Below are 25,114 nucleotides of genomic sequence, written 5' to 3' on the forward strand. Positions count from 1 at the left end.
AGGGGCGGGGCGCCGTGGGCCGGACACGCCCCCCGCTCCGGCGCCGTAGGCTGTTCGCGTGCTCTTGCTCGCCATGGATACCGCCACACCCGCCGTCACCGTCGCCCTGCACGACGGCGACTCCGTCGTCGCCGCGTCGAGCCAGGTCGACGCCCGTCGGCACGGGGAGCTGCTGCTGCCCGCCGTCGACCGGATCCTGAAGGAGGCCGGGCTCGCGCTCGACGCCGTGACCGGGCTCGTGGTCGGCGTCGGCCCCGGCCCGTACACCGGCCTGCGCGTCGGTCTCGCGACCGCCGCCGCCTTCTCCTCCGCGCTCGGCGTGCCGGTGCACGGCCTGTGCACCCTCGACGGCCTCGCCTACGCCTCCGGGATCGAGGGCCCCTTCGCGGTGGCGACCGACGCCCGCCGCAAGGAGGTCTACTGGGCGCGCTACGCCGACGCCCGCACTCGCGAGACCGACGCGGCCGTCGACCGCCCCGCCGACATCGCCGAGCGGCTCGCCGGACTGCCCGTGGTCGGCGCCGGGGCACGGCTGTACCCGGAGGCGTTCCCGGACGCCCGGGACCCCGAGCACCAGTCCGCCGCCGCGCTCGCCGCCCTCGCGGCCGAGCGGCTCGCCGCGGGCGGCGACGGCGGCTTCCTGGACCCGCTGCCGATGTACCTGCGCCGCCCCGACGCGCAGGTGCCGAAGAACTACAAGGTGGTCACGCCGAAGTGAGCGGCGCGGCCCTGCGCGAGATGCGCTGGTGGGACATCGGCCCCGTGCTCGCCTTGGAGGCCGAGCTGTTCCCCGAGGACGCCTGGTCCGAGGGGATGTTCTGGTCGGAGCTCGCGCACTCCCGGGGCCCCCGCGCGACCCGCCGCTACGTGGTCGCGGAGGAGCCGGCGGGCACCGGCGGCGGCGCGGGCCGGATCGTCGGCTACGCGGGACTCGCCGCGGCCGGCGGGCTCGGCGACGTCCAGACCATCGCCGTCGCCCGCGACCAGCAGGGCACCGGCCTCGGCGGGCGCCTCCTCACCGATCTGCTCCAGCACGCCACCGCCTTCGAGTGCGACGAGGTCCTGCTCGAAGTGCGCGTGGACAACACCCGGGCCCAGAAGCTCTACGAGCGCTTCGGCTTCGAGCCCATCGGTTTCCGGCGCGGCTACTACCAGCCCGGAAACGTGGACGCGCTCGTGATGCGACTGACCGTTCAAGGAACTGAGACTGATTCTGATGGCTGCTGACGAACCGCTCGTACTCGGCATCGAGACCTCCTGCGACGAGACCGGCGTCGGCATCGTCCACGGGACCACCCTCCTCGCGGACGCCGTCGCCTCCAGCGTCGACACCCACGCCCGCTTCGGCGGCGTCGTGCCCGAGATCGCCTCCCGCGCCCACCTGGAGGCGATGGTCCCGACGATCGAGCGCGCCCTGAAGGACGCCGGCGTCTCCCCGAAGGACCTCGACGGCATCGCCGTCACCGCGGGCCCCGGCCTGGCGGGCGCGCTGCTCGTCGGCGTCTCGGCCGCCAAGGCGTACGCCTACGCCCTCGGCAAGCCGCTCTACGGCGTCAACCACCTCGCCTCGCACATCTGCGTCGACCAGCTGGAGCACGGCCGGCTGCCCGAGCCGACGATGGCCCTGCTGGTCTCCGGCGGCCACTCCTCGCTGCTGCTGTCCTCGGACATCACCTCCGACGTGCGCCCGCTCGGCGCGACCATCGACGACGCCGCGGGCGAGGCCTTCGACAAGATCGCGCGCGTGCTCGACCTCGGCTTCCCCGGCGGACCGGTCATCGACCGGCTCGCCCGCGAGGGCGACCCCAAGGCCATCGCCTTCCCGCGCGGCCTGTCCGGCGCCAGGGACCCCGCGTACGACTTCTCCTTCTCCGGCCTCAAGACCGCCGTGGCCCGCTGGATCGAGGCCAAGCGGAACGCGGGCGAGGAGGTCCCGGTCCGGGACGTCGCCGCGTCCTTCCAGGAGGCGGTCGTCGACGTGCTCACCCGCAAGGCCGTCCGGGCCTGCAAGGACGAGGGCGTCGACCACCTGATGATCGGCGGCGGCGTGGCCGCCAACTCGCGGCTGCGGGCCCTCGCCCAGGAGCGCTGCGAGCGGGCCGGCATCCGGCTGCGGGTGCCCCGGCCGGGCCTGTGCACCGACAACGGGGCGATGGTCGCGGCCCTCGGCGCCGAGATGGTCGCCCGCAACCGGCCCGCCTCCGACCTGGAGCTGTCCGCCGACTCCTCGCTGCCGGTGACGGACCCGCACGTGCCGGGCGCGCACGCCCACGGGCACGTGCACGACCACGACCACGTGCACGAGGTCAGCAAGGAGAACCTCTACCCGTGACCACGGTGACGCTGATGTGGGAGGCCCGCGCCGCCGAGGGCCGCGGCGAGGAGCTGCTGGCCTGGGCGCGCGCCCAGGAGCTGCCGGGCGCGCCGCTGCGCCGCGAGACCTTCCGGGCGCCGGGCGAGCGGGTCCTGGTGCTGACCTGGTGGGCGACGGGCGGCGGGCCGGACGCCGAGCTGCCCGAGCTGCCGGAGCCGGACGCGGCCCTGGTGGGCCGCCCGGTGCACCGCTGGCGCTTCGAGTCGGTGGAATCGGTCACGTAGGGCAACCCTTCGCACGGTTCGCGCATCCCACAGCGTGTGAAGAAGACGATCGCGCTGTGGGCGGCGCTGACCGCCGTGGCCCTGTTCGCCGCGACCGGCTGCACGACGGAGACCGGTCCGGCGGGCGCCGCCCCCTCCGGCGCCGGCACCGCGAGCCCCTCGGCCTCCGCGTCCGCCGGCTCCCCGGGCACCCCCGACGCGGCCTCGGCGCGCGCCGCCGCGTACCGCAAGTGGGGGCTCAAGCCGCTCGCCGCCCCGCCCGCCCCGCCCGCGAGGAAGCCGGTGACCCGGTCGCCCGGCGGGCCCGTGCCGGTGGTCAGCGACATCCCGACCCAAGAGAAGATCGTCTTCCTCACCATCGACGACGGCGCCGAGAAGGACCCCGAGTTCGTCGCGATGACGCGGGACCTGGGGATCCCGCTGACGATGTTCCTCACCGACGCGGCCATCCGCACCGACTACCGCTACTTCAAGCCGCTCGTCGCCCAGGGCCACGGGGTCGCCAACCACACCCTCACCCACCCGAACATGCGGACCCTGTCCGCCGCCGCCCAGCGCCGGGAGATCTGCGGCCAGCAGGACAAGCTCACCGCCGAGTACGGCACCAGGCCGCGCCTCTTCCGCCCGCCCTACGGCAACTGGAACGAGTCCACGCGCGCGGCGGCGGCCGAGTGCGGCATCGACGCGATCGTGCTGTGGCGCGAGTCCATGCAGATCACCAACATGCAGTACCAGCGCGGCGACAAGAAGCTGCACCCCGGCGACATCATCCTGGCCCACTTCCGGGGCCCGTCCGAGCTCAAGGGCCGGACGATGACCGAGATGACGGCCAACCTGCTGCGCCACATCCAGGAGCAGGGCTTCACGATCGCGCGCCTGGAGGACTACCTCTAGGGCGGGCCCGGAAGATTCCTCCGGGGTGGTGTCGATGCGGGCCGTCCCCGATCGACGTATGAGTGTGAAGGCGGGGAACGGCCCCGCCACCGCACCGAGGAGTCACCATGCCGCGCTACCTCTCCCTCGTCCGCATCGAGGAGAACACCATCGACATGGCGTCCGCCGACCCCGGCTTCGAGGAGCGCATGGGCGCGCTCTTCGAGGAGATCACCAAGGCCGGCGTCATGCTCGACACGGCCGGGCTCAAGCCCACCTCCGACAGCACCCGGATCTCCTGGCAGGACGGGAAGCTCGCTTACACGGACGGCCCCTTCACGGAGACCAAGGAGGTCGTCGGCGGCTACGCCATGATGCAGTGCAAGGACATGGCCGAGGCCGTCGAGTGGGGCCGGCGCTTCCTGGAGGTCCACCCGAAGCACTGGACCGTGGGCCTGGAGATCCGCGAGGTCGAGGAGATGCCGGGGTCCTGAACCCTGCCGCCGGGCGCCGGGCGGCGGTCGGCGCTGCCGGCGCTTGCCGGCGCTTGTCAGCGCTTGTCAGCGCTTGTCAGTGCTTGTCAGTGGGCTGTGCTGTCATGTGAGGCGTGACGGCACAGTCGGTCGAACAGACCCTGGACACGGTGTTCCGGATGGAGTCCGCCCGGATCATCGCCACCGTGGCGCGGATCGTCCGGGACGTCGGCATCGCCGAGGAGATCGCCCAGGACGCCCTCGTCGCCGCCCTCGAACAGTGGCCGCGCCAGGGCGTCCCGGCCCGGCCGGGCGCCTGGCTCACCGCCACCGCCAAGCACCGCGCCGTCGACCTCGTCCGGCGCCGCGAGACCTACGCCCGCAAGCTCGCCGAGGCCGGCCGCGAGCTGACCGAGCCGGCGTACGACCCGGAGCCCTCGGGCCCCGGGGACATCGACGACGACGTGCTCCGGCTCGTCTTCACCACCTGCCACCCGGTGCTCTCCGCCGAGGCCCGCACCGCGCTCACCCTGCGCCTGCTCGGCGGGCTGCGCACCGACGAGATCGCCCGCGCCTTCCTCGTGCCGGAGGCGACGGTCGCCGCGCGGATCACCCGGGCCAAGCGGACCCTCGCCCGCTCCGGGGTCGCCTTCGAGGTGCCCTACGGGGCGGACCGGGCGGCCCGGCTCGGCTCGGTCCTGGAGGTCATCTACCTGATCTTCAACGAGGGGTACGCGGCGACCGCCGGCGACGACCTGCTGCGCCCCGCCCTGTGCGAGGACGCCCTGCGGCTGGCCCGGGTGCTCGCCGCGCTGATGCCCCGGGAGGGCGAGGCGCACGGGCTGGCCGCCCTGCTGGAGATCCAGGCCTCCCGGACGGCGGCCAGGACCGGCCCGGACGGGCTGCCGGTGCTCCTCGCCGACCAGGACCGGCGGCGCTGGGACCGGCTGCTGATCCGGCGGGGGTACGCGGCCCTGGAGCGGGCCGTCGCGGCGGACGGCGCCACCGGTCCGTACGCCCTCCAGGCCGCCATCGCCGCCTGCCACGCGCGGGCCGCGCGCTACGAGGAGACGGACTGGGCGACGATCGCCGCGCTCTACCGGCGGCTCGCCGCCGTCGCCCCCTCCCCGGTCGTCGAGCTGAACCGGGCGGTCGCCGTGTCGATGGCCGAGGGCCCCGAGGCGGGCCTCGCGCTCGTCGACGCCCTCGCCGCCGCCCCGGCCCTGGACCGCTACCACCTGCTGCCCAGCGTCCGGGGCGAGCTGCTGGCGCGGCTCGGCCGGGACGCGGAGGCGCGGGCCGAGTTCGCGCGCGCCGCCGAGCTCACGCGCAACGAGCGGGAGCGGGCCCTGCTGCTCCGCCGGGCGGCGGGGTGAGCCGCTGGGCCGCCGGAGTGCCGGGCCGCCGGTGGGCCGCCGGGGCGTGGCCGGCCGCCGGATAGGCTCCCCGCCATGTCGCCCCGCATACCGCTGCCGCCGCCTCCGCCGCCCGTCGAGCTCCGGAGCTGGCCCGACCGGCGGGCGCTGCTGGCCGACCGGGAGTTCGCCATGGGCACCCTGGGGCGGTGGCTGCTCGGGCCCCGGCGGCTCACGCTGTTCCTGGTGTGCTGCGGGCTGCTCCAGCTCGGCTGGGCGCTGATCGGCGTGACGCTGGTGGGCGCCGCCGAGACCGCCGGCAACGAGCAGCCCGAGTACCTGGCCATGATGGCCGCGGTCGTCATCGGGCTGCTGGGCCTCGGCGTCCTCGTCCCCGCCGTCTGGCTGACCGTGCGCGGCGTGCGCCGGGACCGGGTGGTGCGCGAGCGGCTGCTGGCCTGGGCGGCGCTCGACCGGGACGCGGCCTCGGACGCGCGGCTGCGGCTGCCGGTGCTGAGCGCGAGCTGGCTGGTGCTGTCGTTCGCGCTGTGCGCGGTCGGGCTGTGGACGGCCTTCGCGGTCCCGCTGCGCACCGACCCGGCGGGCGGCGGCTACGGCGTCGTCGCGTACGGCATGGGCGCCGCGCTCATCCTGTGGGTGACGGGGCTGACCGGCCTCGCGAAGGCGTTCGGGCACTACCGGATGGCGGTCCGGCTCACCGCCCGGCCGGGTGCCCGATCAGCATCGTCGGAGCTCCCGCGACCCGAGTGAGCAGCACCGTCGCGGAGTTGGGGCCCTTGGGCTTCACCCGGCGGCGGATCTCCTCCGGTTCGACGGCGGAGCCGCGCTTCTTCACGGTCAGCGTGCCGACCTCGCGCTCACGCAGCAGGGCCTTCAACTTCTTCAGGTTGAAGGGGAGTTCGTCGGTGATCTCGTAGGCGGCGGCGTACGGGGTGGGGACGAGCGCGTCGGCGGTGACGTACGCGATGGTGGGGTCGATCAGCCCGCCGCCGAGCTCCCGGGCGACCTCGGCGACCAGGTGGGCGCGGATGACGGCGCCGTCGGGCTCGTACAGATAGCGGCCGACGGGCCGCACGGCCGGGTCGGGGAGGGTCCCGCCGGTGAGGCTCGCGCCGCCGGGCAGCAGCGTGGCGCGGCGGGCGCCGGGCTCGGTGCCGAACCAGAGCACGGCCTCCTTCACGTCCCCGCCGTCCGAGATCCACTCCGCCTCGGCCTCCTCGGGCACCGCCTCGTGCGGGACGCCCGGGGCGATCTTCAGGGCCGCGTGCGGGGCCTTGCGGGCCGCCTCGACCGCCCAGGACAGCGGCGGCGAGTACGCCTCGGGGTCGAAGATCCGGCCGCGTCCGCCGCGCCGGGCGGGGTCGACGAAGACGGCGTCGTACGGGGAGGTGTCGATCTCCGTCACGTCCGCGCAGCGCACCTCGATCAGCCCGTCGAGGCCGAGCGCCGCCGCGTTGGCGCGGGCCGCCTCGGCGGTGAGCGGGTCGCGGTCGACGGCGAGCACCGCGATCCCGGCGCGGGCGAGCGCGAGGGCGTCGCCGCCGACGCCGGAGCAGAGGTCGGCGACGCTGCGCACGCCGAGCTCCTTGAGCCGGGCCGCCCGGTAGGCGCCGACGGTGGCGCGGGTGGACTGCTCGACGCCGTTGGGCGTGAAGTACATCCGGTGGGCGTCCTCGGCGCCGAACTTCGCCACCGCCCGCTGCCGCAGCCGGGCCTGGCCGAGCGCCGCCGAGACCAGCTCGGCGGGGTGCTCGCGGCGCAGCCGGGAGGCCACCGCCAGCTCCTGGGCGGGGTCGTAGTCGCGCAGGGCGGCGAGCAGGGCCTGCCCCTCGGGGGCGAGCAGGGCGGCGAAGGAGGCGAGGTCGGTCACCCGTCCCATTCTGAGGGGCGCGCGGGGTGTGGGCCGCCCGGGGGACCGTGCGGGCCGCGCCGGTGGTGTCGGCGCCCGGGAGGGGGTCGGCGCTGAAAGGATGCGGCGCCATGCAGCTAGTACGACAAAAAGAACAAAAGAGATCATTCCGGACTATTCGGATGGTCGGTGCCGCCCTCGCCGTCGCCGCGCTCGGCTCCGCCTGCGCGGGCCCCGGCGGCGCGGAGCCCGCCGCGCCCCCCAAGCCCGCCGCCGGCCAGCCGCACGCGCAGAACGCGGCCGGCGCGCTCGGCTCGTACGCCGACCGGGTCCGCGCCGAGCGCGCCGCCCGGGTGGCCGCCGCCAGGAAGTGGGGCCTGGCCCAGCCGCCGCTGGAGGCCCCGGCGCCGCCCAAGGTGAAGCCGAGGATCACCACCCGCAAGGGCTTCGAGACCGACGGGGAGGGCCTGCCGCCGGTCTTCACCACCGTCCCGACCAAGCAGAAGATCGTCTTCCTGACCATCGACGACGGCGCCGAGAAGGACCCCGAGCTGCTGCGGATGATGAGCGAGCTCAAGCTCCCGTACAGCGCCTTCCTCAGCGACTACCTGGTCAAGGAGGACTACGGCTACTTCCGGAAGATGCGGACCTCCCAGCCGGGCGGCGTCGCCCTGCACAACCACACCCTCAACCACCGCTATCTGCCGGGCCTCGACTACGCCGACCAGAAGCGCGAGATCTGCGGGATGCAGGACGTCATCGAGAAGCGCTTCGGCAAGCGGCCCGAGCTCTTCCGCCCGCCGTACGGCAACTACAACGAGGACACCCTGCGCGCGGCCAAGAGCTGCGGGGTCAAGGCCGTCCCGCTGTGGGCCTCCGAGGCGTTCCCCGACCACATGGAGTGGCGCGAGTGGGACCGGGACCTGCACCCCGGCGACATCGTCCTCACCCACTTCCGGGGCAAGGAGGACTGGAAGGGCACCATGCCGGACATGATCCGCCGGGTGATGAAGACGATCACGGCGAAGGGCTACGCGGTGGCCAGGCTGGAGGACTACGTATGAGCCGGGCGCGCCGGCCGGCAGTCGCACTGGCCCTGACCGGCGCGCTGCTCGCCCTCACCTCCTGCGCGAGCGCGGCCGACCCGATCGACCCGATCGAACGGCTCGGCCGCAAGGCGGCGGAGCGGGTCACCCCGCACCCGCCGCGCGCCGGCCGGCCCGCCCCCGCCCGCACCGAGCCGGCGTCTCCGTCCCCGTCGGCGTCGGCATCCGGGGTTCCGGCCCCGGTCAGGCCCCTCGTACGGAACCACGGGCACCGGCCGGACGTTCTTCCCGGAGCGTCCCCGCGTCACGCCACAGGGTCGTGAATTGGCACTCCGCTTGACCGAGTGCTAATCGCGGTCATAGTCTCGCTTCTGGCACTCCCCACCGGAGAGTGCCAACACAGCGACGGGCAGGTCCGGCACCCGCGACGACGGATCCACCTGGTCGCCACCTCAGACAGTTAACCCCGCGAGATCTCCGAAGGGGGAGGTCGGATCGTGACGACCGCCAGCTCCAAGGTTGCCATCAAGCCGCTTGAGGACCGCATCGTGGTCCAGCCGCTCGACGCCGAGCAGACCACGGCCTCCGGCCTGGTCATCCCGGACACCGCGAAGGAGAAGCCCCAGGAGGGCGCCGTCCTCGCCGTGGGCCCGGGCCGTTTCGAGAACGGCGAGCGCCTGCCGCTCGACGTCCAGGTCGGCGACGTCGTGCTCTACAGCAAGTACGGCGGCACCGAGGTGAAGTACAACGGTGACGAGTACCTCGTCCTCTCGGCTCGCGACGTGCTCGCGATCATCGAGAAGTAAGTCACCCAGGACCTTCACAGGCACCTGAAGATGCTTTGAGCTGCGCCCCTGACCCCTGTGCTTTTCCGCGGGCGTCCAGGGGCGCAGTTTTCTTTCAACGATTTCGAGAGGGCTGAACCGCTTCCATGGCGAAGATCCTGAAGTTCGACGAGGACGCCCGTCGCGCCCTTGAGCGCGGCGTCAACAAGCTTGCCGACACGGTGAAGGTGACGATCGGCCCCAAGGGCCGCAACGTCGTCATCGACAAGAAGTTCGGCGCCCCCACCATCACCAACGACGGTGTCACGATCGCCCGCGAGGTCGAGATCGAGGACCCGTACGAGAACCTCGGCGCCCAGCTCGTGAAGGAGGTGGCGACCAAGACCAACGACATCGCGGGTGACGGCACCACCACCGCCACCGTGCTCGCCCAGGCGCTCGTCCGCGAGGGCCTGCGCAACGTCGCCGCCGGCGCCTCCCCGGCCGCCCTGAAGAAGGGCATCGACGCCGCGGTCAAGGCCGTGTCCGAGGAGCTCCTCGCGACCGCCCGCCCGATCGACGACAAGTCGGACATCGCCGCCGTCGCCGCGCTCTCCGCGCAGGACCAGCAGGTCGGCGAGCTCATCGCCGAGGCCATGGACAAGGTCGGCAAGGACGGTGTCATCACCGTCGAGGAGTCCAACACCTTCGGCCTGGAGCTGGAGTTCACCGAGGGCATGGCCTTCGACAAGGGCTACCTCTCGCCGTACATGGTCTCCGACCAGGAGCGTATGGAGGCCGTCCTCGACGACCCGTACATCCTGATCAACCAGGGCAAGATCTCCTCCATCCAGGACCTCCTGCCGCTGCTGGAGAAGGTCATCCAGGCCGGTGGCTCCAAGCCGCTGCTGATCATCGCCGAGGACGTCGAGGGCGAGGCGCTCTCCACCCTCGTCGTCAACAAGATCCGCGGCACCTTCAACGCCGTCGCCGTCAAGGCGCCCGGCTTCGGTGACCGCCGCAAGGCGATGCTCCAGGACATGGCCACCCTCACCGGTGCCACCGTCATCTCCGAGGAGGTCGGCCTCAAGCTCGACCAGGCCGGTCTGGACGTGCTGGGCACCGCCCGCCGCGTGACCATCTCCAAGGACGACACCACGATCGTGGACGGCGCCGGTTCCTCCGAGGACGTCCTCGGCCGCGTCAACCAGATCAAGGCCGAGATCGAGTCCACGGACTCCGACTGGGACCGCGAGAAGCTCCAGGAGCGCCTCGCGAAGCTGGCCGGCGGCGTGTGCGTGATCAAGGTCGGCGCCGCCACCGAGGTGGAGCTGAAGGAGAAGAAGCACCGTCTGGAGGACGCCATCTCCGCGACCCGCGCCGCGGTCGAGGAGGGCATCGTCTCCGGTGGTGGCTCCGCGCTCGTCCACGCCGTCAAGGTCCTGGAGGGCAACCTCGGCCTGGCCGGCGACGAGGCCACCGGTGTCGCGGTCGTCCGCCGCGCCGCCGTCGAGCCGCTGCGCTGGATCGCCGAGAACGCCGGTCTTGAGGGCTACGTCATCACCTCGAAGGTCGCCGAGCTCGACAAGGGCCAGGGCTTCAACGCCGCGACCGGCGAGTACGGCGACCTGGTCAAGGCCGGCGTCATCGACCCGGTCAAGGTCACCCGCTCCGCCCTGGAGAACGCCGCCTCCATCGCCTCCCTGCTCCTCACGACCGAGACCCTGGTCGTCGAGAAGAAGGAAGAGGAGCCGGCCGACCACGGTCACTCGCACGGCGGCCACGGCCACTCGCACTGAGCCCCGTAGCGCGTAGTTCGTAGTTCGCAGTCCTGAGGCCCGGTGCCCCCGTCGCGGGGGCACCGGGCCTCAGGTCCGTTCCGGGCCGTCCGCTACGCCTCGACCGCCCCGAGCCGCCCCATCAGCCCGAGCATGTCGTACTGCCACCAGCCGGCCACGGCCTTGCCGTCCTCCCGGAAGCGCTGGATGAGCGTGCCGGTCATCTCCACCGCGATGCCGCTGGGCTGCAAGCCCATGAAGTCGCCGGTGTGCGTCCCGTTCCAGGTCCACCGGGTGCACACCCGGTCACCCTCGGCGATCTGGTCCTCGACGGTGAACGCGAAGTCGAAGCCGCCCCGCCACGCCTCCACCTCGCGGCGCACCGCGTCCATGCCGATGGCGTCCACCGGACTGGACGGATCGTGGTCGTGGTACCCCTCGGCGAGCACCTCGTCGAGCAGCGCCACGTCCTCCCCGCCGCCGAGCAGCGCGAGGAAGCGGCGGGAGTTCCCCTTGTAGAGGGCCTCGTCGCGGATCACGTCCAGATCGGTGAAGGTCGGCATCTCGTCGCAGAGCGCGACCATCTCGCGGAAGATCCGGTCGGTCTCCGGCAGCTGCGAGTTGCGCATGGCCACGGCGTACGAGGGGAACTCGACGATCTCCACGACGTGCGAGGCGTCGGAGCGGTCCGTGCCGACGATGCTGTGGGTGGCCGTGCGCCTGCCCTCGGTCCGCGTCACCCACTCGTCCATGAGCCGGTTCAGGTCGTCGATCCGGCTGGTCTTGCAGTCGATTATCTGTACGAAACTCATGACGCCTCCCGGGCCGGGACGGACTCTTCCAGTCTAGGACCGCGGGGGCGGGGCGCCCTGGCAGTGTGGAGGGCACGGAGGGCACGGAGGGGATGCCGCGGAGGCCGAGCGGCCACGCGCGCCGCCGGCCGGCCCCCGCGAGGAACCGGGCCCGGTCACCTCCTAGGCCGACCGCCCCAGGTCCGCCGCCCGCACCTCCTCGGCGAACGGCTCCCCCCGCCCGTACCGCGCCACCTCCTCGATCGCCCCCTCCGCCAGCCGGTGCAGCTCGTTGCCGAGGGAGCCGGCCACGTGCGGGGTGAGGAGGACGTTGGGGAGGGTCCACAAGGGGGAGCCGGGGGCGGGGAGTTCGGGGTCCGTGACGTCGAGGACGGCGTGCAGGCGGCCCGAGACGAGGTGGGGGAGGAGGGCGGCCTCGTCGACGAGGGAGCCGCGCGCGGTGTTGACCAGGGTCGCGCCGTCCGGCATCGCCGCGAGCTGCGCGGCGCCCAGCATGTGGTGGGTCGCGGGGAGCTGCGGGGCGTGCACGGTGACGACGGCGGAGCGGGCGCAGAGCTCGTCCAGCGGGACGAGGGCCACGCCGGGGCCGGGATCGGTGACGTACGGGTCGTACAGCAGGATCTCGACGTCGAAGGGGCGCAGCAGCTCGATGACCCGGCGGCCGATCCGGGAGGCGCCGATGACGCCGACTGTGCGGCGGTAGTTGCCCCAGGGGGCGGACTCGTCGAGCCAGGCGTCGCCGGTGCGCAGCTCCCCGTACGCCCGCGCCGAGCGCAGCACGCCCTTCCCGGCGAAGAGGACCGCGGCGAGCGTGTACTCGGCGACGGGCAGCGCGTTCGCGGCGGCGACCGAGGCGACCCGGATGCCGCGCTCCCAGCAGGCGTCGGTGATGTGGTGCTTGACCGAACCCGCCGCGTGGACCACGCCCTTGAGGCGCGGCGCGCGGGCCAGCACCTCGGCGGTGAGCGGGGTGGCGCCCCAGCAGGTGAGCAGCAGCTCCGCCTCGGCGAGGGCCGCGGCGGTCCGCTCGTCGGGGGCCGTCAGGTCGTGGGCGACCAGCAGCGGGTCGGTGCGGGCGACGGCGGCGAGGCGCGCCCGGTGGGCGTCGGTGAGGAGCCGTCCGGCGGTGCCGGGGCCCATGGCGAGCAGGAGGGCGGGACGGTCGTCGGTGCTTCTCCGGCTACGGGACACGGCACTGCTCCTGACACGGCGGCGCGGACGGGGTCGGCCGCGATCCTGTGACCGCCCCCGGCCCAAGTCAAGAGCGGAAGATCAAATGATCGAAATCCGCCCGCCGCCCGCCGGGCGCCGCCCGCCGGGCCCGAGGGCCGGTACGGGAGCGGGGGCGGGGGCGGTCACGGGATCGCTCCGGTACGTGCCTACTTCGGCCCGTACTTGCGCCCCGCGCGGGAGGACACCCCGCCGAGCAGCCCGCGCGGGGCCAGCTTCACCACGCCCATCAGCGCCTTGTACCGGGGGTCCGGCACGGACAGCGTCCGCCCGCGGGCCAGGTCCGCGAGCGCCTCGGAGACCAGCTTGTCCGCGTCGAGCCACATCCAGCCGGGGATGTTGTCCGTGCCCATCCCCGCCCGCTGGTGGAACTCCGTCCGTACGAAGCCGGGGCACAGCGCCATCAGCCGCACCCCGCTCCCGGCGAGGTCCCGCGCGGCGCCCTGGGTGAACTGCACGACCCACGCCTTCGACGCCCCGTACGTGCCGCGCGGCAGGAACGCGGCCACCGAGGCCACGTTCACCACGCCGCCGCGCCCCCGGGTCCGCATCGAGTCCGCCGCCGCCGAGGTCAGCCGCAGCACCGCCTCGCAGTGCACCTTCAGCATCGTCAGCTCGTCGGCCATGGAGACCTCGAGGAACCGGCCCTTGTTGCCGAAGCCCGCGTTGTTCACCAGCAGGTCCACCGGCCGCCCGGCGTCCGAGAGGCGGGCCACGACGGACTCGATGCCCTCCTCCTCGGAGAGGTCGGCGGCCAGCACCTCCGCCTCGATCCCGTGCCGGTCGTGCAGCTCCGTCGCCTGGTCCCGAAGCCGCTTCACATCGCGGGCCACGAGCACCACGTCGTGCCCGTCCGAGGCCAGCCGCCGCGCGAAGGCGGCGCCGATGCCCGCGGTCGCGCCCGTAATCAGTGCAGTCGTCATACGCGGCACGTTAGCCCGCGGCGCGTGAACACCGTGTGCGGGAAGGGACGTCACCGGCCCCGGCGGCCGATTCCCGCGCCGCCTCGGCCCGCTGAGGGGGGCGGACCCTGCTCCCCGTCCGTCTCCCCGTCCGTCTCCCCGTCCGTCTCCCCGTTCTACTCCCCGTACTTCTCCGCGTACTTCCGCGCCAGCGCGAGCAGTCCCGACTCCATCCACTCCGCCGCCACCAGCGTCTCGGGCAGCAGCGAGCGGTCGGTGGTCGCCGCGTGGTGGAGGCGGGTGAGGGTGATCGGGTGGTCGGGGCGGTGGACGACCTCGATGGGGTCGCCCGCGCGGACCTCGCCCGGCGTGATCACGCGCAGCAGCGCGCCGGGGCCCGCCGCCGACGCGTTGAAGCGGCGCACCCAGCCGTCCTCCTCGACGAAGCCGGCGAAGGTACGGCAGGGGATGCGCCCGCCGGTGACCTCCAGGACCAGGTCGGGGCCGATCCGCCAGCGCTCGCCGATCAGGGCGCCGTTCACGTCCAGGCCCCGGGTGGTGAGGTTCTCGCCGAAAGACCCGGCGGGCAGCGGGCGGCCGAGCTCCCGCTCCCAGGCGTCCATGTCCTCGCGCGCGAAGGCGTGCACGGCACGGTCGGCGCCCCCGTGGAAGCGCAGGTCGCACACGGTGTCCCCGGCGACCCCGCTCGCCCCGCCGGGTGCGGGGGCGGCGATCGGGACCGGGCCCTCCACCGGGCGCTTGTCGATGCCGGTCAGGCCCGAGGGGGCGCTGGTGTAGCCGACGGTCTTCGGCCGGCCCACGTTCACGCTCAGCAGTTCCATAGGGGCAGCCTAGGGTCTGTCCGGCGGCGTTCTCAAAGGTCAGGGCATGAATTCGGCATCGTACCCAAGGGTGGCTTATGCTTGAGCCATGATCGAGGCCCGCCACCTCCGTGTCCTGCGCGCCGTCGCCGCCACCGGCTCCTTCTCCGCCGCCGCGCGCGAACTCGGCTGCACCCAGCCCGCCGTGAGCCAGCAGATGAAGGCCCTGGAGTCCTCCGCCGGCACCCCGCTGCTGATCCGCACCGGCCGGGAGATGCGCCTCACCCAGGCGGGCGAGGCGCTGGTCCGGCACGCCTCCGGCATCCTGGCCGGGCTCACCGCCGCCGAGGAGGAGGTCGCCGCCATCGCCGGTCTGCGGGCCGGACGGGTACGGCTGGTGTCCTTCCCCAGCGGCAGCTCCACCCTCGTCCCCACCGCCCTGGCCGCGCTGCGCGCCGCCCACCCCGGCACCCGGGTCTCCCTGGTGGAGGCCGAGCCGCCGCGCTCGGTCGAGATGCTCCGCGAGGGCGACTGCGACGTGGCCCTCGCCTTCCGCTACGGGACCGGCCCCGACGCCTGGGACGACCTGGTGGTCCGCCCGCTGCTCGCCGACCGGCTCGTCGGCCTGGTGCCCGAGGGGCACCGGCTGGCCGGGGCGGACTCGGTGGCCATCGGCGAACTGGCCGAGGACCCGTGGATCGCCGGCTGCCCGCGCTGCCGCCGGCAGCTCGTGGACGTCTGCCGGGAGGCGGGCTTCACCCCGCGCATCGACTTCGCCACCGACGACTATCCGGCCGTGATCGGCCTGGTGGGCGCCGGCCTGGGCGTGGCCGTGCTGCCGCAGCTCGCCATCGAGTCCGTACGGCCGAAGGGCGCCGTCACCGTGACGGTGGAGCCCGCCGTGGAGCGCGAGATCGTGGCCCTCACCCTTCCGGACCTCGCCCAGGTCCCGGCCGTCGCGGCCACCCTCGACGAACTGACCAGGGCCTCGGCCCGCGCCGCCGGGCGCCCGGCGGCGACGACACGCGGCTAGTCCGTCCGGGTGGGCCCGGGGCGCCGCCGTACGGGTGGTCCTGGGCCGCCGTCCGGGGGACCCCGGCCGGGGGCGGGGGGCGCCGTCCGGGAGACCCGGGTCCGGCCGGACGGGTGCGGGCGCGGGCCCGTCGGGGTGAGTGCGCCGGGCCGTCCGGGTGAGGGCCCCCGGCCGTCCGGGTGAGGCCGCCGGTATCGGCCGGCCGAGCGCGTTCACCCGTACCGGGGTACGCGCCCGCCGTCCGGGCGACGGCCCCCCGCGCGGGCGGCGGAATCCGCCCGCCCGAGGCCTAGTGCAGAAACGTTACTTCAGGCGTGGCCCACGCCTGCCGAACTCGTGTGGGACGCCCGCGCGGGGGCGGACGTCGTGACCAGGCGATTGCGCGCTCGACCCATGAGCTCCTCGCGCTCGTCCTCGGTGAGGCCGCCCCACACGCCGTAGGGCTCCCGTACCGCGAGTGCGTGTGCCGCGCACTGCGCGCGCACCGGGCACCGCATACAGACCTCTTTCGCCGAGTTCTCGCGCGCACTCCGTGCCGCGCCGCGCTCTCCCTCGGGGTGGAAGAACAGGGAGCTGTCGACCCCGCGGCAGGCCGCGAGCAGTTGCCAGTCCCACAGATCGGCGTTGGGTCCGGGAAGGCGGGAGAAATCTGCCATTGCGCTAGTCCCCTTGAAACCGTGTCGAACGGATTGGTGGGCGGGTTGATGGCTTGGCCGGCTTGATCGACGGGGCCCTTCGTCCCCTGCGGGTGCCGCGGACCGGCTCTCGCGGGCTCGGTCCGACCGTACAACTACTGTCTAAGTAGATGTAAATATGACTCATTGCGAATCTAGCCACAGACACCGCGAAAAGGGAAGAAAACCCGCTAAATGGGGCATAGCTTCGGGTGAAGGACGGATGACCTGCGACGCTCTCCTCCGCGTACGGTCCCTCACATAGAGTGCCGAAGGCGGCCGTCCGACCCGTAACTCTTTCGAGTGACCATCGTTAGAGAGTGCGGAGGCGGTTGAAGGAGAAAGCGCTCGGACAGGTGTCCGGGGGTGTCAACCGCACAGGTGACGATACGTACCAGCCCTGGAGGCTCAAGGTGACGCGCTTCAGCTGCGAGAGCCGCGGAGGTCAGGCATGACTTCCGTCCTCGTCTGCGACGACTCCCCGCTTGCCCGAGAGGCGCTTCGCCGCGCGGTCGCGACCGTGCCCGGCGTGGAGCGCGTGACCACCGCGGCCAACGGCGAGGAAGTCCTCCGCCGCTGGGGCGCGGACCGCTCGGACCTGATTCTGATGGACGTGCGGATGCCCGGCCTGGGCGGCGTGGAGACCGTCCGGCGGCTGCTCTCCGCGGACCCCGGCGCCCGCATCATCATGCTCACCGTCGCCGAGGACCTGGACGGCGTCGCGCTCGCGGTCGCCGCCGGTGCCCGTGGCTATCTGCACAAGGACGCCTCGCGCGCCGAGCTGCGGGCCACCGTCACCCAGGCGCTCGCCGACCCCACCTGGCGACTGGCCCCGCGCCGGCTGCGCTCGGCCGAGATGGGCGCCGCGCCCACCCTCACCGCCCGCGAGATCCAGGTGCTGGAGGGCATGAGCCACGGCCGGTCCAACGCGGAGATCGGGCGCGAGCTCTTCCTCTCCGAGGACACGGTCAAGACCCACGCGCGCAGGCTGTTCAAGAAGCTGGGCGCCTCCGACCGGGCGCACGCCGTCGCCCTCGGATTCCGCTGGGGCCTGGTCCGCTGACCCGCGGCCATCGGCCGCATCCCCGTCCGCCGAGCGGCGGACGGGGCGGGCTTGTGTCACTTCTCCGCGGAATGCCGCATCCTTGAAGGTGTGGAGTTCCTCGGGGACGAGACGAACGAGCGAGCGGACAACGAGCGGAAGGGGAGGGCGCAGGAGATGAGTGCCGGCGCACCTGCTCATAACGCTTCGGTGCACAACTACGGACGCGGTGCCGCGAACGAGCAGGCGTCAAGGCACCATGGAGCGATGCGCGACGACGAGACCATGGGGTCCCCCGTGCCCGCCGGGCAGGGGGAGATCGGTGCACTCGTTCACCGTGCCGTGGAGGGGGATCAGCAGGCCACGCACGACCTCCTCGCGCGCGTGCACCCCCTCGCCCTGCGCTACTGCCGGACGCGGCTGAACCGGCTGCCCGGTGACGCCCGCCACTTCGTGGAGGACCTCGCCCAGGAGGTCTGCGTCGCGGTCCTGATGGCGCTGCCGCGCTACAAGGACACGGGCAGGCCCTTCGAGGCCTTCGTCTTCGCCATCGCCGGACACAAGGTCGCCGACCTCCAGCGGGCCGCCATGCGGCACCCGGGCTCGACGGCCGTCCCCTCCGACGAGATGCCCGAGCGGCCCGACGACTCGCTCGGGCCCGAGGAGCGCGCGCTGCTCAGCGACGACGCCGAGTGGGCCAAGAAGCTCCTCGCCAACCTCCCGGAGAACCAGCGCGAGCTGCTCGTCCTGCGGGTCGCCGTGGGGCTCACCGCCGAGGAGACCGGGCAGATGCTCGGAATGTCCCCGGGCGCGGTCCGGGTGGCCCAGCACCGCGCGCTGAGCCGGCTGCGGGCGCTGGCCGAGCAGTAGGGGTGGCGAGGGGCCGGTGTCCCTCGCGTACACGTACGAACGTCCAAAGCTGCTCGCTGATCTTGCTCGTGGAATGAGACGCGGCCGCGGCCCGTTAGCATGGACATCCGCACCGATCAAGGCCATTGGGGAAGGTGTCATGACCAACGTCGACGGAGTGCCCGAGAAATTCGCGACACTCGGGCTGACCTACGACGATGTACTGCTGCTGCCGGGTTCGTCGGACATGGCGCCCGACCAGATCGACACCTCCTCGTACATCTCCCGGAACGTGCGGGTGAACATCCCGCTGCTGTCCGCGGCGATGGACAAGGTCACCGAGTCCCGGATGGCCATCGCGATGGCCCGCCAGGGCGGCGTCGGCGTGCTGCACCGGAACCTCTCGATCGCCGACCAGGCCAACCAGGTGGACCTGGTGAAGCGCTCCGAGTCCGGCATGGTGACCGACCCGATCACCGTGCACCCGGACGCCACGCTCGCCGAGGCCGACGCGATCTGCGCCAAGTTCCGCATCAGCGGCGTCCCGGTCACCGACCCGGCGGGCAAGCTCCTCGGCATCGTCACCAACCGTGACATGGCCTTCGAGTCGGACCGCAGCCGCCAGGTGCGCGAGGTCATGACCCCGATGCCGCTGGTCACCGGCAAGGTCGGCATCTCGGGCGTGGACGCCATGGAGCTGCTGCGCCGCCACAAGATCGAGAAGCTGCCGCTGGTCGACGAGGCCGGGCTGCTCAAGGGCCTCATCACGGTCAAGGACTTCGTCAAGGCCGAGAAGTACCCGAACGCCGCCAAGGACAAGGACGGCCGGCTGCTCGTCGGCGCGGCCGTCGGCGTCGCCGGCGACTCCTACGAGCGCGCCCAGGCCCTCATCGAGGCGGGTGCCGACTTCATCGTCGTCGACACCGCGCACGGCCACTCCCGCCTGGTCGGCGACATGATCGCCAAGATCAAGTCGAACTCCTCGGTGGACGTCATCGGCGGCAACGTCGCCACCCGCGACGGCGCCCAGTCGCTCGTCGACGCCGGTGCGGACGGCATCAAGGTCGGGGTCGGCCCCGGCTCCATCTGCACCACCCGCGTCGTGGCCGGCATCGGTGTCCCGCAGGTCACCGCCATCTACGAGGCCTCCCTGGCCGCCAAGGCGGCTGGCATCCCGGTCATCGGCGACGGCGGCCTGCAGTACTCCGGCGACATCGCGAAGGCGCTCGTCGCGGGCGCCGACACGGTGATGCTCGGCTCGCTGCTCGCGGGCTGCGAGGAGTCCCCGGGCGAGCTGCTCTTCATCAACGGCAAGCAGTTCAAGTCGTACCGGGGCATGGGCTCGCTGGGCGCCATGCAGACCCGCGGCGACCGCAAGTCCTTCTCCAAGGACCGCTACTTCCAGGAGGGCGTCGCCTCCGACGAGCAGCTGATCCCCGAGGGCATCGAGGGCCAGGTGCCCTACCGCGGGCCGCTCGCCTCGGTGGTGCACCAGCTCACCGGCGGCCTGCGCCAGTCGATGTTCTACGTCGGCGGGCGCACGGTCCCGGAGCTCCAGGAGAACGGCCGCTTCGTCCGGATCACCTCGGCGGGTCTCAAGGAGAGCCACCCGCACGACATCCAGATGACCGTCGAGGCGCCGAACTACAGCAGGAAGTAACACTCCGCGACACAGGGGGGCGGTTCCGGCATGTGGCCGGAGCCGCCCCTTCGCCGTGTGTCGGGGATACTGGTAGGCGCAGACCAAGAGGGAAAGGCCACACAACGTGACTGAGATCGAGATCGGGCGCGGCAAGCGCGGCCGTAGGGCGTACGCGTTCGACGACATCGCCGTCGTACCGAGCCGCCGCACCCGGGACCCGAAGGAGGTCTCGATCGCCTGGCAGATCGACGCCTACCGCTTCGAGCTGCCCTTCCTGGCCGCCCCCATGGACTCGGTCGTCTCCCCGGCGACCGCCATCCGCATCGGCGAGCTCGGCGGCCTCGGCGTGCTGAACCTCGAGGGCCTGTGGACCCGCTACGAGGACCCGCAGCCGCTGCTCGACGAGATCGCGGAGCTGGACGAGGAGACCGCGACCCGCCGTCTGCAGGAGATCTACGCGGCCCCGATCAAGGAAGAGCTGATCGGGCAGCGCATCAAGGAGGTGCGCGACGCGGGTGTGGTCACCGCCGCCGCGCTCTCCCCGCAGCGCACCGCGCAGTTCTCCAAGGCCGTGGTCGACGCCGGCGTGGACATCTTCGTGATCCGCGGCACGACCGTCTCCGCCGAGCACGTCTCCGGCGCGGCCGAGCCGCTCAACCTCAAGCAGTTCATCTACGAGCTCGACGTCCCGGTGATCGTCGGCGGCTGCGCCACGTACACCGCGGCCCTGCACCTGATGCGGACCGGCGCCGCGGGCGTCCTGGTCGGCTTCGGCGGCGGCGCCGCGCACACCACGCGCAACGTGCTCGGCATCCAGGTCCCGATGGCCACCGCCGTCGCCGACGTGGCCGCGGCCCGCCGCGACTACATGGACGAGTCCGGCGGCCGGTACGTGCACGTGATCGCCGACGGCGGCGTGGGCTGGTCCGGCGACCTCCCGAAGGCGATCGCCTGCGGCGCCGACGCGGTCATGATCGGCTCCCCGCTGGCCCGTGCCACGGACGCGCCCGGCAAGGGCCACCACTGGGGCATGGAGGCCGTCCACGAGGACGTGCCGCGCGGCAAGCTGGTGGACCTCGGCATCGTCGGCACCACCGAGGAGGTCCTCGCGGGCCCGTCGCACACCCCGGACGGCTCGATGAACTTCTTCGGCGCCCTGCGCCGCGCGATGGCCACCACGGGCTACAGCGAGCTCAAGGAGTTCCAGCGCGTCGAGGTGACCGTCCACGACGCGCAGCACAAGCGCTGACGCGTCCGCCGTACCCCGTACGTACGTGAGTGAGGGGCCCCGCACCGGGTGGTGCGGGGCCCCTCACACGTATCCGGGTCCTACTGTGCCGCGCGGCCTCTTTACTGCGCGGCCTTCTTCGAGCCGCTGAAGGCGGCGAAGGCGGCGAGGGCGAAGAAGAGGAAAGTCAGCGGGTCGAGCTCTTCCTTCCACGCCGCCTGGACGACGTCGAGGTGGTCGAAGAGGATCGTGGTGACCGAGACGTTCAGTTCCTTGGCGCCGATGACCGCGATGGCGAGCAGTTGGCCGAAGTAGACCGCGCCGAGCGAGAGCACCGCGCTGACCACGGGCAGGGCCGGGTTGCGACCGCCCGCCTTGCCGGCCGCGAAGCCGACGAGGAAGCCGACGCCCACGGCGGCCCAGCCGATCTCGCGCTCGATGGCGCCGGCGATGCCGCCGTAGACACCGCCGGCGACGAGCGCGGCGACGAGGGCGACGACCAGGCCGAGGCCCACGTTGGAGCGGGCCGGCGGGGCGGGCGCGAGCGGCGGCTGTGCGAAGGGCTGCTCGGCGCCCTGGGCGAACGGGTTGCCGGGCGGCGGAACGGGCTGAGACATGAAAAAGTTCCCCCCAAGGGACGCGAAATGAAGCGGCCTGGAGGCTAGCAGCCCCCTGTGGCATGTTCACAGAGGGTTTACTTCGGACGTCTGCTCCGGGCGTCTGCTTCGGGCGTCTGCTTCGGGCGTCTGCTCCGGACGTGTGCCGCGGGCCCCCTAGAGCCGGTGCGCTGCCCCCGCCGGGGTGGCGCCGCGGGTGTCGAGCAGGAGTTGCGCCTTCACGGACAGGCCCTGGAGGTCGTACGTGCGGTGGTGCTGGAGCAGGATCGTCAGGTCCGCGTGGGCGGCGGCCTCGTAGAGCGAGTCCGCGCGGGGGACCGGGAGCTCGCGGACGCGCCAGTCGGGGACGTACGGGTCGTGGTAGCTGACCGAGGCGCCGAGGTCCATCAGCCGGCGGGCGATCTCGTCGGCGGGGGAGCCCTGCCGGTCGGCCAGGTCGGGTTTGTACGTGATGCCGAGCAGCAGGACCCGGGCTCCGCGCGCGGACTTGCCGTGTTCGTTGAGGAGGGTGGCGGAGCGCTGGACGACGTACTGCGGCATCCGCTCGTTGACCTGGCCGGCGAGCTCGACCAGCCGCAGCGGGCGGTGGCCGCCGACGGTGTCCACGGGGACGCCGTGGCCGCCGACGCCGGGCCCGGGGCGGAAGGCCTGGAAGCCGAAGGGCTTGGTCTCGGCGCAGCGGATGACATCCCACAGGTCCACGCCGAGTTCGTGGCAGAGCACGGCCATCTCGTTGACCAGGGCGATGTTGACGTGCCGGAAGTTGGTCTCCAGGAGCTTGACCGTCTCCGCCTCGCGCGGGCCCCGGGCGCGGACCACCTTGTCGGTGAGGCGCCCGTAGAAGGCGGCGGCGGACTCGGTGCAGGCGGGGGTGAGCCCGCCGATGACCTTCGGGGTGCCGGCGAAGGCATGGGTGCGGCTGCCGGGGTCGAGGCGCCCGGGGGAGTAGGCCAGGTGGAAGTCGCGCCCGGCGCGCAGCCCCGAGCCGGCTTCGAGGAGCGCGCGGAACGGGCCCTCGGTGGTGCCCGGCGGGACCGGGGACTCCAGGAGGACCGTGGTGTGCGGGCGCAGCCGGGCGGCGAGGGCGCGGGCGGCGTCGGTGACGGCGGTGAGGTCGAGGGTGCCGTCGGGGCCGGGCGGGGCGGGGGCGCAGACGACGGCGGTGCGGACCCGGCCGAGTTCGGCGGGGCCGGTGACGGGGCGGAAGCCGGCGGCGAGCATCCGGCGGATCTCGGCGGCGGTGAGCGAGCCGTCGACGGGAGACCGGCCGGCGGCGAGTTCGGCGACGGGGCGGGGGTCGGTGTCGTAGCCGATGGTGGCGACGCCGGCCGAGGTGGCCGCCTGGGCGAGGGGGAGTCCGTGGTGGCCGAGGCCGATGACGGCGAGATCAGCGGGCATGAGGTGGGCCGTCCTTCCCTGGTGCCGGAGGGGGTCTGAGGCCGTGGGTGGCTAGCCCGTCGGGACGCGTGGCGCAAGCCCTGTGGACAGAACGAGGCGGGCGCAATGTCAGACTAGGCGTAAATATGACCGATATGCGGCATTGTGCGGTCGAAGCTCGCCGAGTGTTATCCACAGGGGCCGGTTCGGGCGGTGGCCGAAGCCGGAGGGCCGGGACAGAATCGAATCCGTGGGCCCGACCCGGCCACACGGGGACGACGGGAGGCAGCGGTGAGGACAGCGACACTGGGACCCGCCGAGCGCGCGGCGGCACTCGCGGCGATGGCCGAGCGCGAGCTGGACGTGCTGGTCGTCGGCGCCGGCGTGGTCGGCGCGGGCACCGCACTCGACGCCGTCACCCGGGGCCTCTCCACCGGTCTCGTCGAGGCCCGCGACTGGGCCTCCGGCACCTCCAGCCGCTCCAGCAAGCTCATCCACGGCGGGCTGCGCTATCTGGAGATGCTCGACTTCGCCCTCGTCCGCGAGGCCCTGAAGGAGCGCGGCCTGCTCCTGGAGCGCCTCGCCCCTCACCTGGTCAAGCCCGTGCCCTTCCTCTACCCGCTCCAGCACAAGGGCTGGGAGCGGTGGTACGCGGGCTCCGGCGTCGCGCTGTACGACGCGATGTCGGTCTCCTCGGGCCACGGCCGCGGCCTGCCCGTGCACCGGCACCTCAGCCGTGGGCGCGCCCTGCGGGTCGCCCCCTGCCTGCGCAAGGACGCCCTGGTCGGCGCCCTGCAGTACTACGACGCCCAGATGGACGACGCCCGCTTCGTCACCACCCTCGTCCGCACCGCCGCGAGCTACGGCGCGCACGTCGCCGCCCGCGCCCGGGTCGTCGGCTTCCTCCGCGAGGGCGAGCGGGTGGTCGGCGCCCGTGTCCAGGACGTCGAGGCCGGCGGGGAGTACGAGATCCGGGCCCGCCAGATCGTGAACGCGACCGGGGTGTGGACGGACGACACCCAGGCACTCATCGGCGAGCGCGGCCAGTTCCACGTCCGCGCCTCCAAGGGCATCCACCTCGTCGTGCCCAAGGACCGGATCCACTCCACCACCGGCCTCATCCTGCGCACCGAGAAGTCCGTGCTCTTCGTCATCCCCTGGGGACGGCACTGGATCATCGGCACCACCGACACCGACTGGGACCTCGACAAGGCCCATCCCGCCGCCTCCAGCGCCGACATCGACTATCTGCTCGAACACGTCAACAGCGTGCTGGCGACCCCGTTGAGCAGGGACGACGTGCAGGGCGTCTACGCGGGCCTGCGCCCGCTGCTGGCCGGCGAGTCCGACGCCACCAGCAAGCTCTCCCGCGAGCACACCGTCGCCCACCCGGTCCCCGGCCTGGTCGTCGTCGCCGGCGGCAAGTACACGACGTACCGGGTGATGGCGAAGGACGCCGTCGACGAGGCCGTCCACGGACTCGACAAGCGGGTCGCCGCCTGCGTCACCGAGGACACCCCGCTCATCGGCGCCGAGGGCTACCGGGCCCTGTGGAACGCGCGCGCCGGGATCGCCGCGCGCGCCGGGCTGCACGTGGCCCGGGTCGAGCATCTGCTCAACCGCTACGGCTCCCTGACGGAGGAGATCCTGGACCTGGTCGCCGCGGACCCGGCCCTCGGTGCGCCGCTGCCGGCGGCCGAGGACTACCTGAAGGCCGAGGTGGTCTACGCCGCCTCGCACGAGGGCGCCCGGCATCTGGACGACGTCCTCACCCGGCGCACCCGCATCTCCATCGAGACCTTCGACCGGGGCACGCGCAGCGCCCGGGAGTGCGCCGAGCTCATGGCGCGGGTCCTCGGCTGGGACGCGCACCAGATCGACAAGGAGGTCGAGCACTACGAGAAGAGGGTCGAGGCGGAGCGCGAATCGCAGCGCCAGCCCGACGACCTGACGGCCGACGCGGCCAGGCTGGGGGCGCCCGACATCGTGCCGATCTGACGGGCGCGGGCACGGGATCGCTTCTCGGAGTACGGACCCGGGGGAGGCATCGGTCCCGGAGTGAGGGACAATGAGCTCTCTTCCAGGGCGGGTTGCCGCATCGTGCGGGAGCGGCGGCCGCGGGCGCAGATC

Annotated in this window: 25 protein-coding genes; 17 read left to right on the top strand and 8 right to left on the bottom strand. The window is 73.0% G+C overall.

What is annotated here, in order from left to right; genetic code table 11:
- Window positions 1-58 precede the first annotated feature (58 nt).
- The 8 genes from tsaB (at window position 59) to ACZ6J5_RS02610 (ending at window position 6,070) form a co-directional block, all read left to right on the top strand.
- Entirely contained in the window at window positions 59-718 is a 660-nt protein-coding gene (gene tsaB / locus ACZ6J5_RS02575) for a tRNA (adenosine(37)-N6)-threonylcarbamoyltransferase complex dimerization subunit type 1 TsaB (protein WP_469386822.1), read from the top strand.
- Window positions 715-1,227 (top strand): ribosomal protein S18-alanine N-acetyltransferase, encoded by a 513-nt coding sequence (gene rimI, locus ACZ6J5_RS02580; protein WP_469386824.1) that lies wholly within the window; start codon window positions 715-717, stop codon window positions 1,225-1,227. The genes tsaB and rimI overlap by 4 nt, the downstream gene beginning before the upstream one ends.
- Window positions 1,217-2,332 carry a tRNA (adenosine(37)-N6)-threonylcarbamoyltransferase complex transferase subunit TsaD gene (gene tsaD, locus ACZ6J5_RS02585; RefSeq protein WP_469386826.1) on the top strand — a complete coding sequence of 372 codons (1,116 nt, stop codon included), beginning with the start codon at window positions 1,217-1,219 and terminating at the stop codon, window positions 2,330-2,332. Before rimI ends, tsaD begins: the two co-directional genes overlap by 11 nt.
- 14 nt (window positions 2,333-2,346) lie before the next feature.
- Window positions 2,347-2,598, top strand: coding sequence for a hypothetical protein (locus tag ACZ6J5_RS02590; protein WP_469387420.1), 252 nt, complete (start codon window positions 2,347-2,349; stop codon window positions 2,596-2,598).
- 36 nt (window positions 2,599-2,634) lie between these two features.
- Window positions 2,635-3,492 carry a polysaccharide deacetylase family protein gene (locus tag ACZ6J5_RS02595; RefSeq protein ID WP_469386828.1) on the top strand — a complete coding sequence of 286 codons (858 nt, stop codon included), beginning with the start codon at window positions 2,635-2,637 and terminating at the stop codon, window positions 3,490-3,492.
- A gap of 107 nt (window positions 3,493-3,599) precedes the next feature.
- Entirely contained in the window at window positions 3,600-3,965 is a 366-nt protein-coding gene (locus tag ACZ6J5_RS02600; protein WP_469386830.1) for a YciI family protein, read from the top strand.
- A gap of 158 nt (window positions 3,966-4,123) precedes the next feature.
- On the top strand, window positions 4,124-5,320 hold the full coding sequence (locus ACZ6J5_RS02605; protein ID WP_469387422.1) for an RNA polymerase sigma factor: 1,197 nt from the start codon (window positions 4,124-4,126) through the stop codon (window positions 5,318-5,320).
- A gap of 75 nt (window positions 5,321-5,395) precedes the next feature.
- Entirely contained in the window at window positions 5,396-6,070 is a 675-nt protein-coding gene (locus tag ACZ6J5_RS02610; protein ID WP_469386832.1) for a hypothetical protein, read from the top strand.
- Here the strand turns inward: ACZ6J5_RS02610 and ACZ6J5_RS02615 are convergent.
- Window positions 6,015-7,199 (bottom strand): THUMP-like domain-containing protein, encoded by a 1,185-nt coding sequence (locus ACZ6J5_RS02615; RefSeq protein WP_469386834.1) that lies wholly within the window; start codon window positions 7,197-7,199, stop codon window positions 6,015-6,017. The genes ACZ6J5_RS02610 and ACZ6J5_RS02615 overlap by 56 nt on opposite strands.
- A 101-nt stretch (window positions 7,200-7,300) precedes the next feature.
- On the opposite strand from ACZ6J5_RS02615, the gene ACZ6J5_RS02620 reads away from it, so the two are divergent.
- The 3 genes from ACZ6J5_RS02620 (at window position 7,301) to groL (ending at window position 10,778) form a co-directional block, all read left to right on the top strand.
- The gene (locus tag ACZ6J5_RS02620; RefSeq protein WP_469386836.1) at window positions 7,301-8,233 is read left to right on the top strand and encodes a polysaccharide deacetylase family protein; all 933 of its coding nucleotides are present in this window, start codon (window positions 7,301-7,303) and stop codon (window positions 8,231-8,233) included.
- A gap of 479 nt (window positions 8,234-8,712) precedes the next feature.
- Window positions 8,713-9,021 carry a co-chaperone GroES gene (gene groES / locus ACZ6J5_RS02625; RefSeq protein ID WP_030022440.1) on the top strand — a complete coding sequence of 103 codons (309 nt, stop codon included), beginning with the start codon at window positions 8,713-8,715 and terminating at the stop codon, window positions 9,019-9,021.
- A gap of 125 nt (window positions 9,022-9,146) precedes the next feature.
- Window positions 9,147-10,778, top strand: a complete 1,632-nt coding sequence (gene groL, locus ACZ6J5_RS02630) for a chaperonin GroEL (RefSeq protein ID WP_469386838.1) — start codon at window positions 9,147-9,149, stop codon at window positions 10,776-10,778.
- 92 nt (window positions 10,779-10,870) lie between these two features.
- Here groL and ACZ6J5_RS02635 read toward each other — a convergent pair whose 3' ends face one another.
- The 4 genes from ACZ6J5_RS02635 to ACZ6J5_RS02650 form a co-directional block, all read right to left on the bottom strand.
- Window positions 10,871-11,569: an ester cyclase gene (locus ACZ6J5_RS02635; RefSeq protein WP_469386840.1), complete on the bottom strand. Its 699-nt coding sequence runs from the start codon at window positions 11,567-11,569 to the stop codon at window positions 10,871-10,873.
- A gap of 162 nt (window positions 11,570-11,731) precedes the next feature.
- Entirely contained in the window at window positions 11,732-12,709 is a 978-nt protein-coding gene (locus tag ACZ6J5_RS02640; protein WP_469387424.1) for a hydroxyacid dehydrogenase, read from the bottom strand.
- A 239-nt stretch (window positions 12,710-12,948) separates the two neighbouring features.
- On the bottom strand, window positions 12,949-13,722 hold the full coding sequence (locus ACZ6J5_RS02645) for an SDR family NAD(P)-dependent oxidoreductase (RefSeq protein ID WP_469386842.1): 774 nt from the start codon (window positions 13,720-13,722) through the stop codon (window positions 12,949-12,951).
- Between the two features lie 155 nt (window positions 13,723-13,877).
- The gene (locus tag ACZ6J5_RS02650) at window positions 13,878-14,543 is read right to left on the bottom strand and encodes an MOSC domain-containing protein (protein WP_469386844.1); all 666 of its coding nucleotides are present in this window, start codon (window positions 14,541-14,543) and stop codon (window positions 13,878-13,880) included.
- Between the two features lie 88 nt (window positions 14,544-14,631).
- On the opposite strand from ACZ6J5_RS02650, the gene ACZ6J5_RS02655 reads away from it, so the two are divergent.
- Window positions 14,632-15,555: a LysR family transcriptional regulator gene (locus ACZ6J5_RS02655; protein ID WP_469386846.1), complete on the top strand. Its 924-nt coding sequence runs from the start codon at window positions 14,632-14,634 to the stop codon at window positions 15,553-15,555.
- A gap of 308 nt (window positions 15,556-15,863) precedes the next feature.
- Here ACZ6J5_RS02655 and ACZ6J5_RS02660 read toward each other — a convergent pair whose 3' ends face one another.
- A complete protein-coding gene (locus ACZ6J5_RS02660) occupies window positions 15,864-16,211 on the bottom strand; it encodes a WhiB family transcriptional regulator (RefSeq protein WP_362468628.1) in 348 nt (115 codons plus the stop codon).
- 469 nt (window positions 16,212-16,680) lie between these two features.
- On the opposite strand from ACZ6J5_RS02660, the gene ACZ6J5_RS02665 reads away from it, so the two are divergent.
- From ACZ6J5_RS02665 to ACZ6J5_RS02680, 4 genes are all read left to right on the top strand, one after another.
- Window positions 16,681-17,292, top strand: a complete 612-nt coding sequence (locus tag ACZ6J5_RS02665) for a response regulator transcription factor (RefSeq protein WP_003948568.1) — start codon at window positions 16,681-16,683, stop codon at window positions 17,290-17,292.
- Between the two features lie 246 nt (window positions 17,293-17,538).
- Entirely contained in the window at window positions 17,539-18,141 is a 603-nt protein-coding gene (locus ACZ6J5_RS02670; RefSeq protein WP_046908296.1) for a sigma-70 family RNA polymerase sigma factor, read from the top strand.
- Window positions 18,142-18,280: 139 nt separating this feature from the next.
- Entirely contained in the window at window positions 18,281-19,780 is a 1,500-nt protein-coding gene (gene guaB / locus ACZ6J5_RS02675) for an IMP dehydrogenase (protein WP_469386849.1), read from the top strand.
- A 106-nt stretch (window positions 19,781-19,886) separates the two neighbouring features.
- A complete protein-coding gene (locus ACZ6J5_RS02680) occupies window positions 19,887-21,011 on the top strand; it encodes a GuaB3 family IMP dehydrogenase-related protein (protein ID WP_469386850.1) in 1,125 nt (374 codons plus the stop codon).
- Window positions 21,012-21,112: 101 nt separating this feature from the next.
- Here the strand turns inward: ACZ6J5_RS02680 and ACZ6J5_RS02685 are convergent, their stop codons facing one another.
- Together ACZ6J5_RS02685 and ACZ6J5_RS02690 are read right to left on the bottom strand one after the other, a co-directional pair.
- Complete coding sequence (locus ACZ6J5_RS02685) at window positions 21,113-21,607, bottom strand: hypothetical protein (protein WP_469386852.1); 495 nt, start codon at window positions 21,605-21,607, stop codon at window positions 21,113-21,115.
- Between the two features lie 156 nt (window positions 21,608-21,763).
- Entirely contained in the window at window positions 21,764-23,005 is a 1,242-nt protein-coding gene (locus tag ACZ6J5_RS02690; protein ID WP_469386854.1) for a nucleotide sugar dehydrogenase, read from the bottom strand.
- A 270-nt stretch (window positions 23,006-23,275) separates the two neighbouring features.
- On the opposite strand from ACZ6J5_RS02690, the gene ACZ6J5_RS02695 reads away from it, so the two are divergent.
- Entirely contained in the window at window positions 23,276-24,982 is a 1,707-nt protein-coding gene (locus ACZ6J5_RS02695) for a glycerol-3-phosphate dehydrogenase/oxidase (protein WP_469386856.1), read from the top strand.
- Window positions 24,983-25,114: the final 132 nt, after the last annotated feature.

This window comes from Streptomyces sp. NPDC042100, assembly GCF_055582325.1.

What these genes read in the sequence shown, in the direction of transcription:
- ACZ6J5_RS02615 (WP_469386834.1), bottom strand. Translation starts at nt 7,199, where the DNA reads ATGGGACGGGTGACCGACCTCGCCTCCTTCGCCGCCCTGCTCGCCCCC.
- ACZ6J5_RS02590 (WP_469387420.1), top strand. Translation starts at nt 2,347, where the DNA reads ATGTGGGAGGCCCGCGCCGCCGAGGGCCGCGGCGAGGAGCTGCTGGCC.
- ACZ6J5_RS02620 (WP_469386836.1), top strand. Translation starts at nt 7,301, where the DNA reads ATGCAGCTAGTACGACAAAAAGAACAAAAGAGATCATTCCGGACTATT.
- ACZ6J5_RS02690 (WP_469386854.1), bottom strand. Translation starts at nt 23,005, where the DNA reads ATGCCCGCTGATCTCGCCGTCATCGGCCTCGGCCACCACGGACTCCCC.
- ACZ6J5_RS02685 (WP_469386852.1), bottom strand. Translation starts at nt 21,607, where the DNA reads ATGTCTCAGCCCGTTCCGCCGCCCGGCAACCCGTTCGCCCAGGGCGCC.
- ACZ6J5_RS02610 (WP_469386832.1), top strand. Translation starts at nt 5,396, where the DNA reads ATGTCGCCCCGCATACCGCTGCCGCCGCCTCCGCCGCCCGTCGAGCTC.
- ACZ6J5_RS02655 (WP_469386846.1), top strand. Translation starts at nt 14,632, where the DNA reads ATGATCGAGGCCCGCCACCTCCGTGTCCTGCGCGCCGTCGCCGCCACC.
- ACZ6J5_RS02635 (WP_469386840.1), bottom strand. Translation starts at nt 11,569, where the DNA reads ATGAGTTTCGTACAGATAATCGACTGCAAGACCAGCCGGATCGACGAC.
- ACZ6J5_RS02670 (WP_046908296.1), top strand. Translation starts at nt 17,539, where the DNA reads ATGCGCGACGACGAGACCATGGGGTCCCCCGTGCCCGCCGGGCAGGGG.
- ACZ6J5_RS02645 (WP_469386842.1), bottom strand. Translation starts at nt 13,722, where the DNA reads ATGACGACTGCACTGATTACGGGCGCGACCGCGGGCATCGGCGCCGCC.
- ACZ6J5_RS02600 (WP_469386830.1), top strand. Translation starts at nt 3,600, where the DNA reads ATGCCGCGCTACCTCTCCCTCGTCCGCATCGAGGAGAACACCATCGAC.
- guaB (WP_469386849.1), top strand. Translation starts at nt 18,281, where the DNA reads ATGACCAACGTCGACGGAGTGCCCGAGAAATTCGCGACACTCGGGCTG.
- groL (WP_469386838.1), top strand. Translation starts at nt 9,147, where the DNA reads ATGGCGAAGATCCTGAAGTTCGACGAGGACGCCCGTCGCGCCCTTGAG.
- ACZ6J5_RS02605 (WP_469387422.1), top strand. Translation starts at nt 4,124, where the DNA reads ATGGAGTCCGCCCGGATCATCGCCACCGTGGCGCGGATCGTCCGGGAC.
- ACZ6J5_RS02660 (WP_362468628.1), bottom strand. Translation starts at nt 16,211, where the DNA reads ATGGCAGATTTCTCCCGCCTTCCCGGACCCAACGCCGATCTGTGGGAC.
- ACZ6J5_RS02665 (WP_003948568.1), top strand. Translation starts at nt 16,681, where the DNA reads ATGACTTCCGTCCTCGTCTGCGACGACTCCCCGCTTGCCCGAGAGGCG.
- ACZ6J5_RS02640 (WP_469387424.1), bottom strand. Translation starts at nt 12,709, where the DNA reads ATGGGCCCCGGCACCGCCGGACGGCTCCTCACCGACGCCCACCGGGCG.
- tsaD (WP_469386826.1), top strand. Translation starts at nt 1,217, where the DNA reads ATGGCTGCTGACGAACCGCTCGTACTCGGCATCGAGACCTCCTGCGAC.
- ACZ6J5_RS02650 (WP_469386844.1), bottom strand. Translation starts at nt 14,543, where the DNA reads ATGGAACTGCTGAGCGTGAACGTGGGCCGGCCGAAGACCGTCGGCTAC.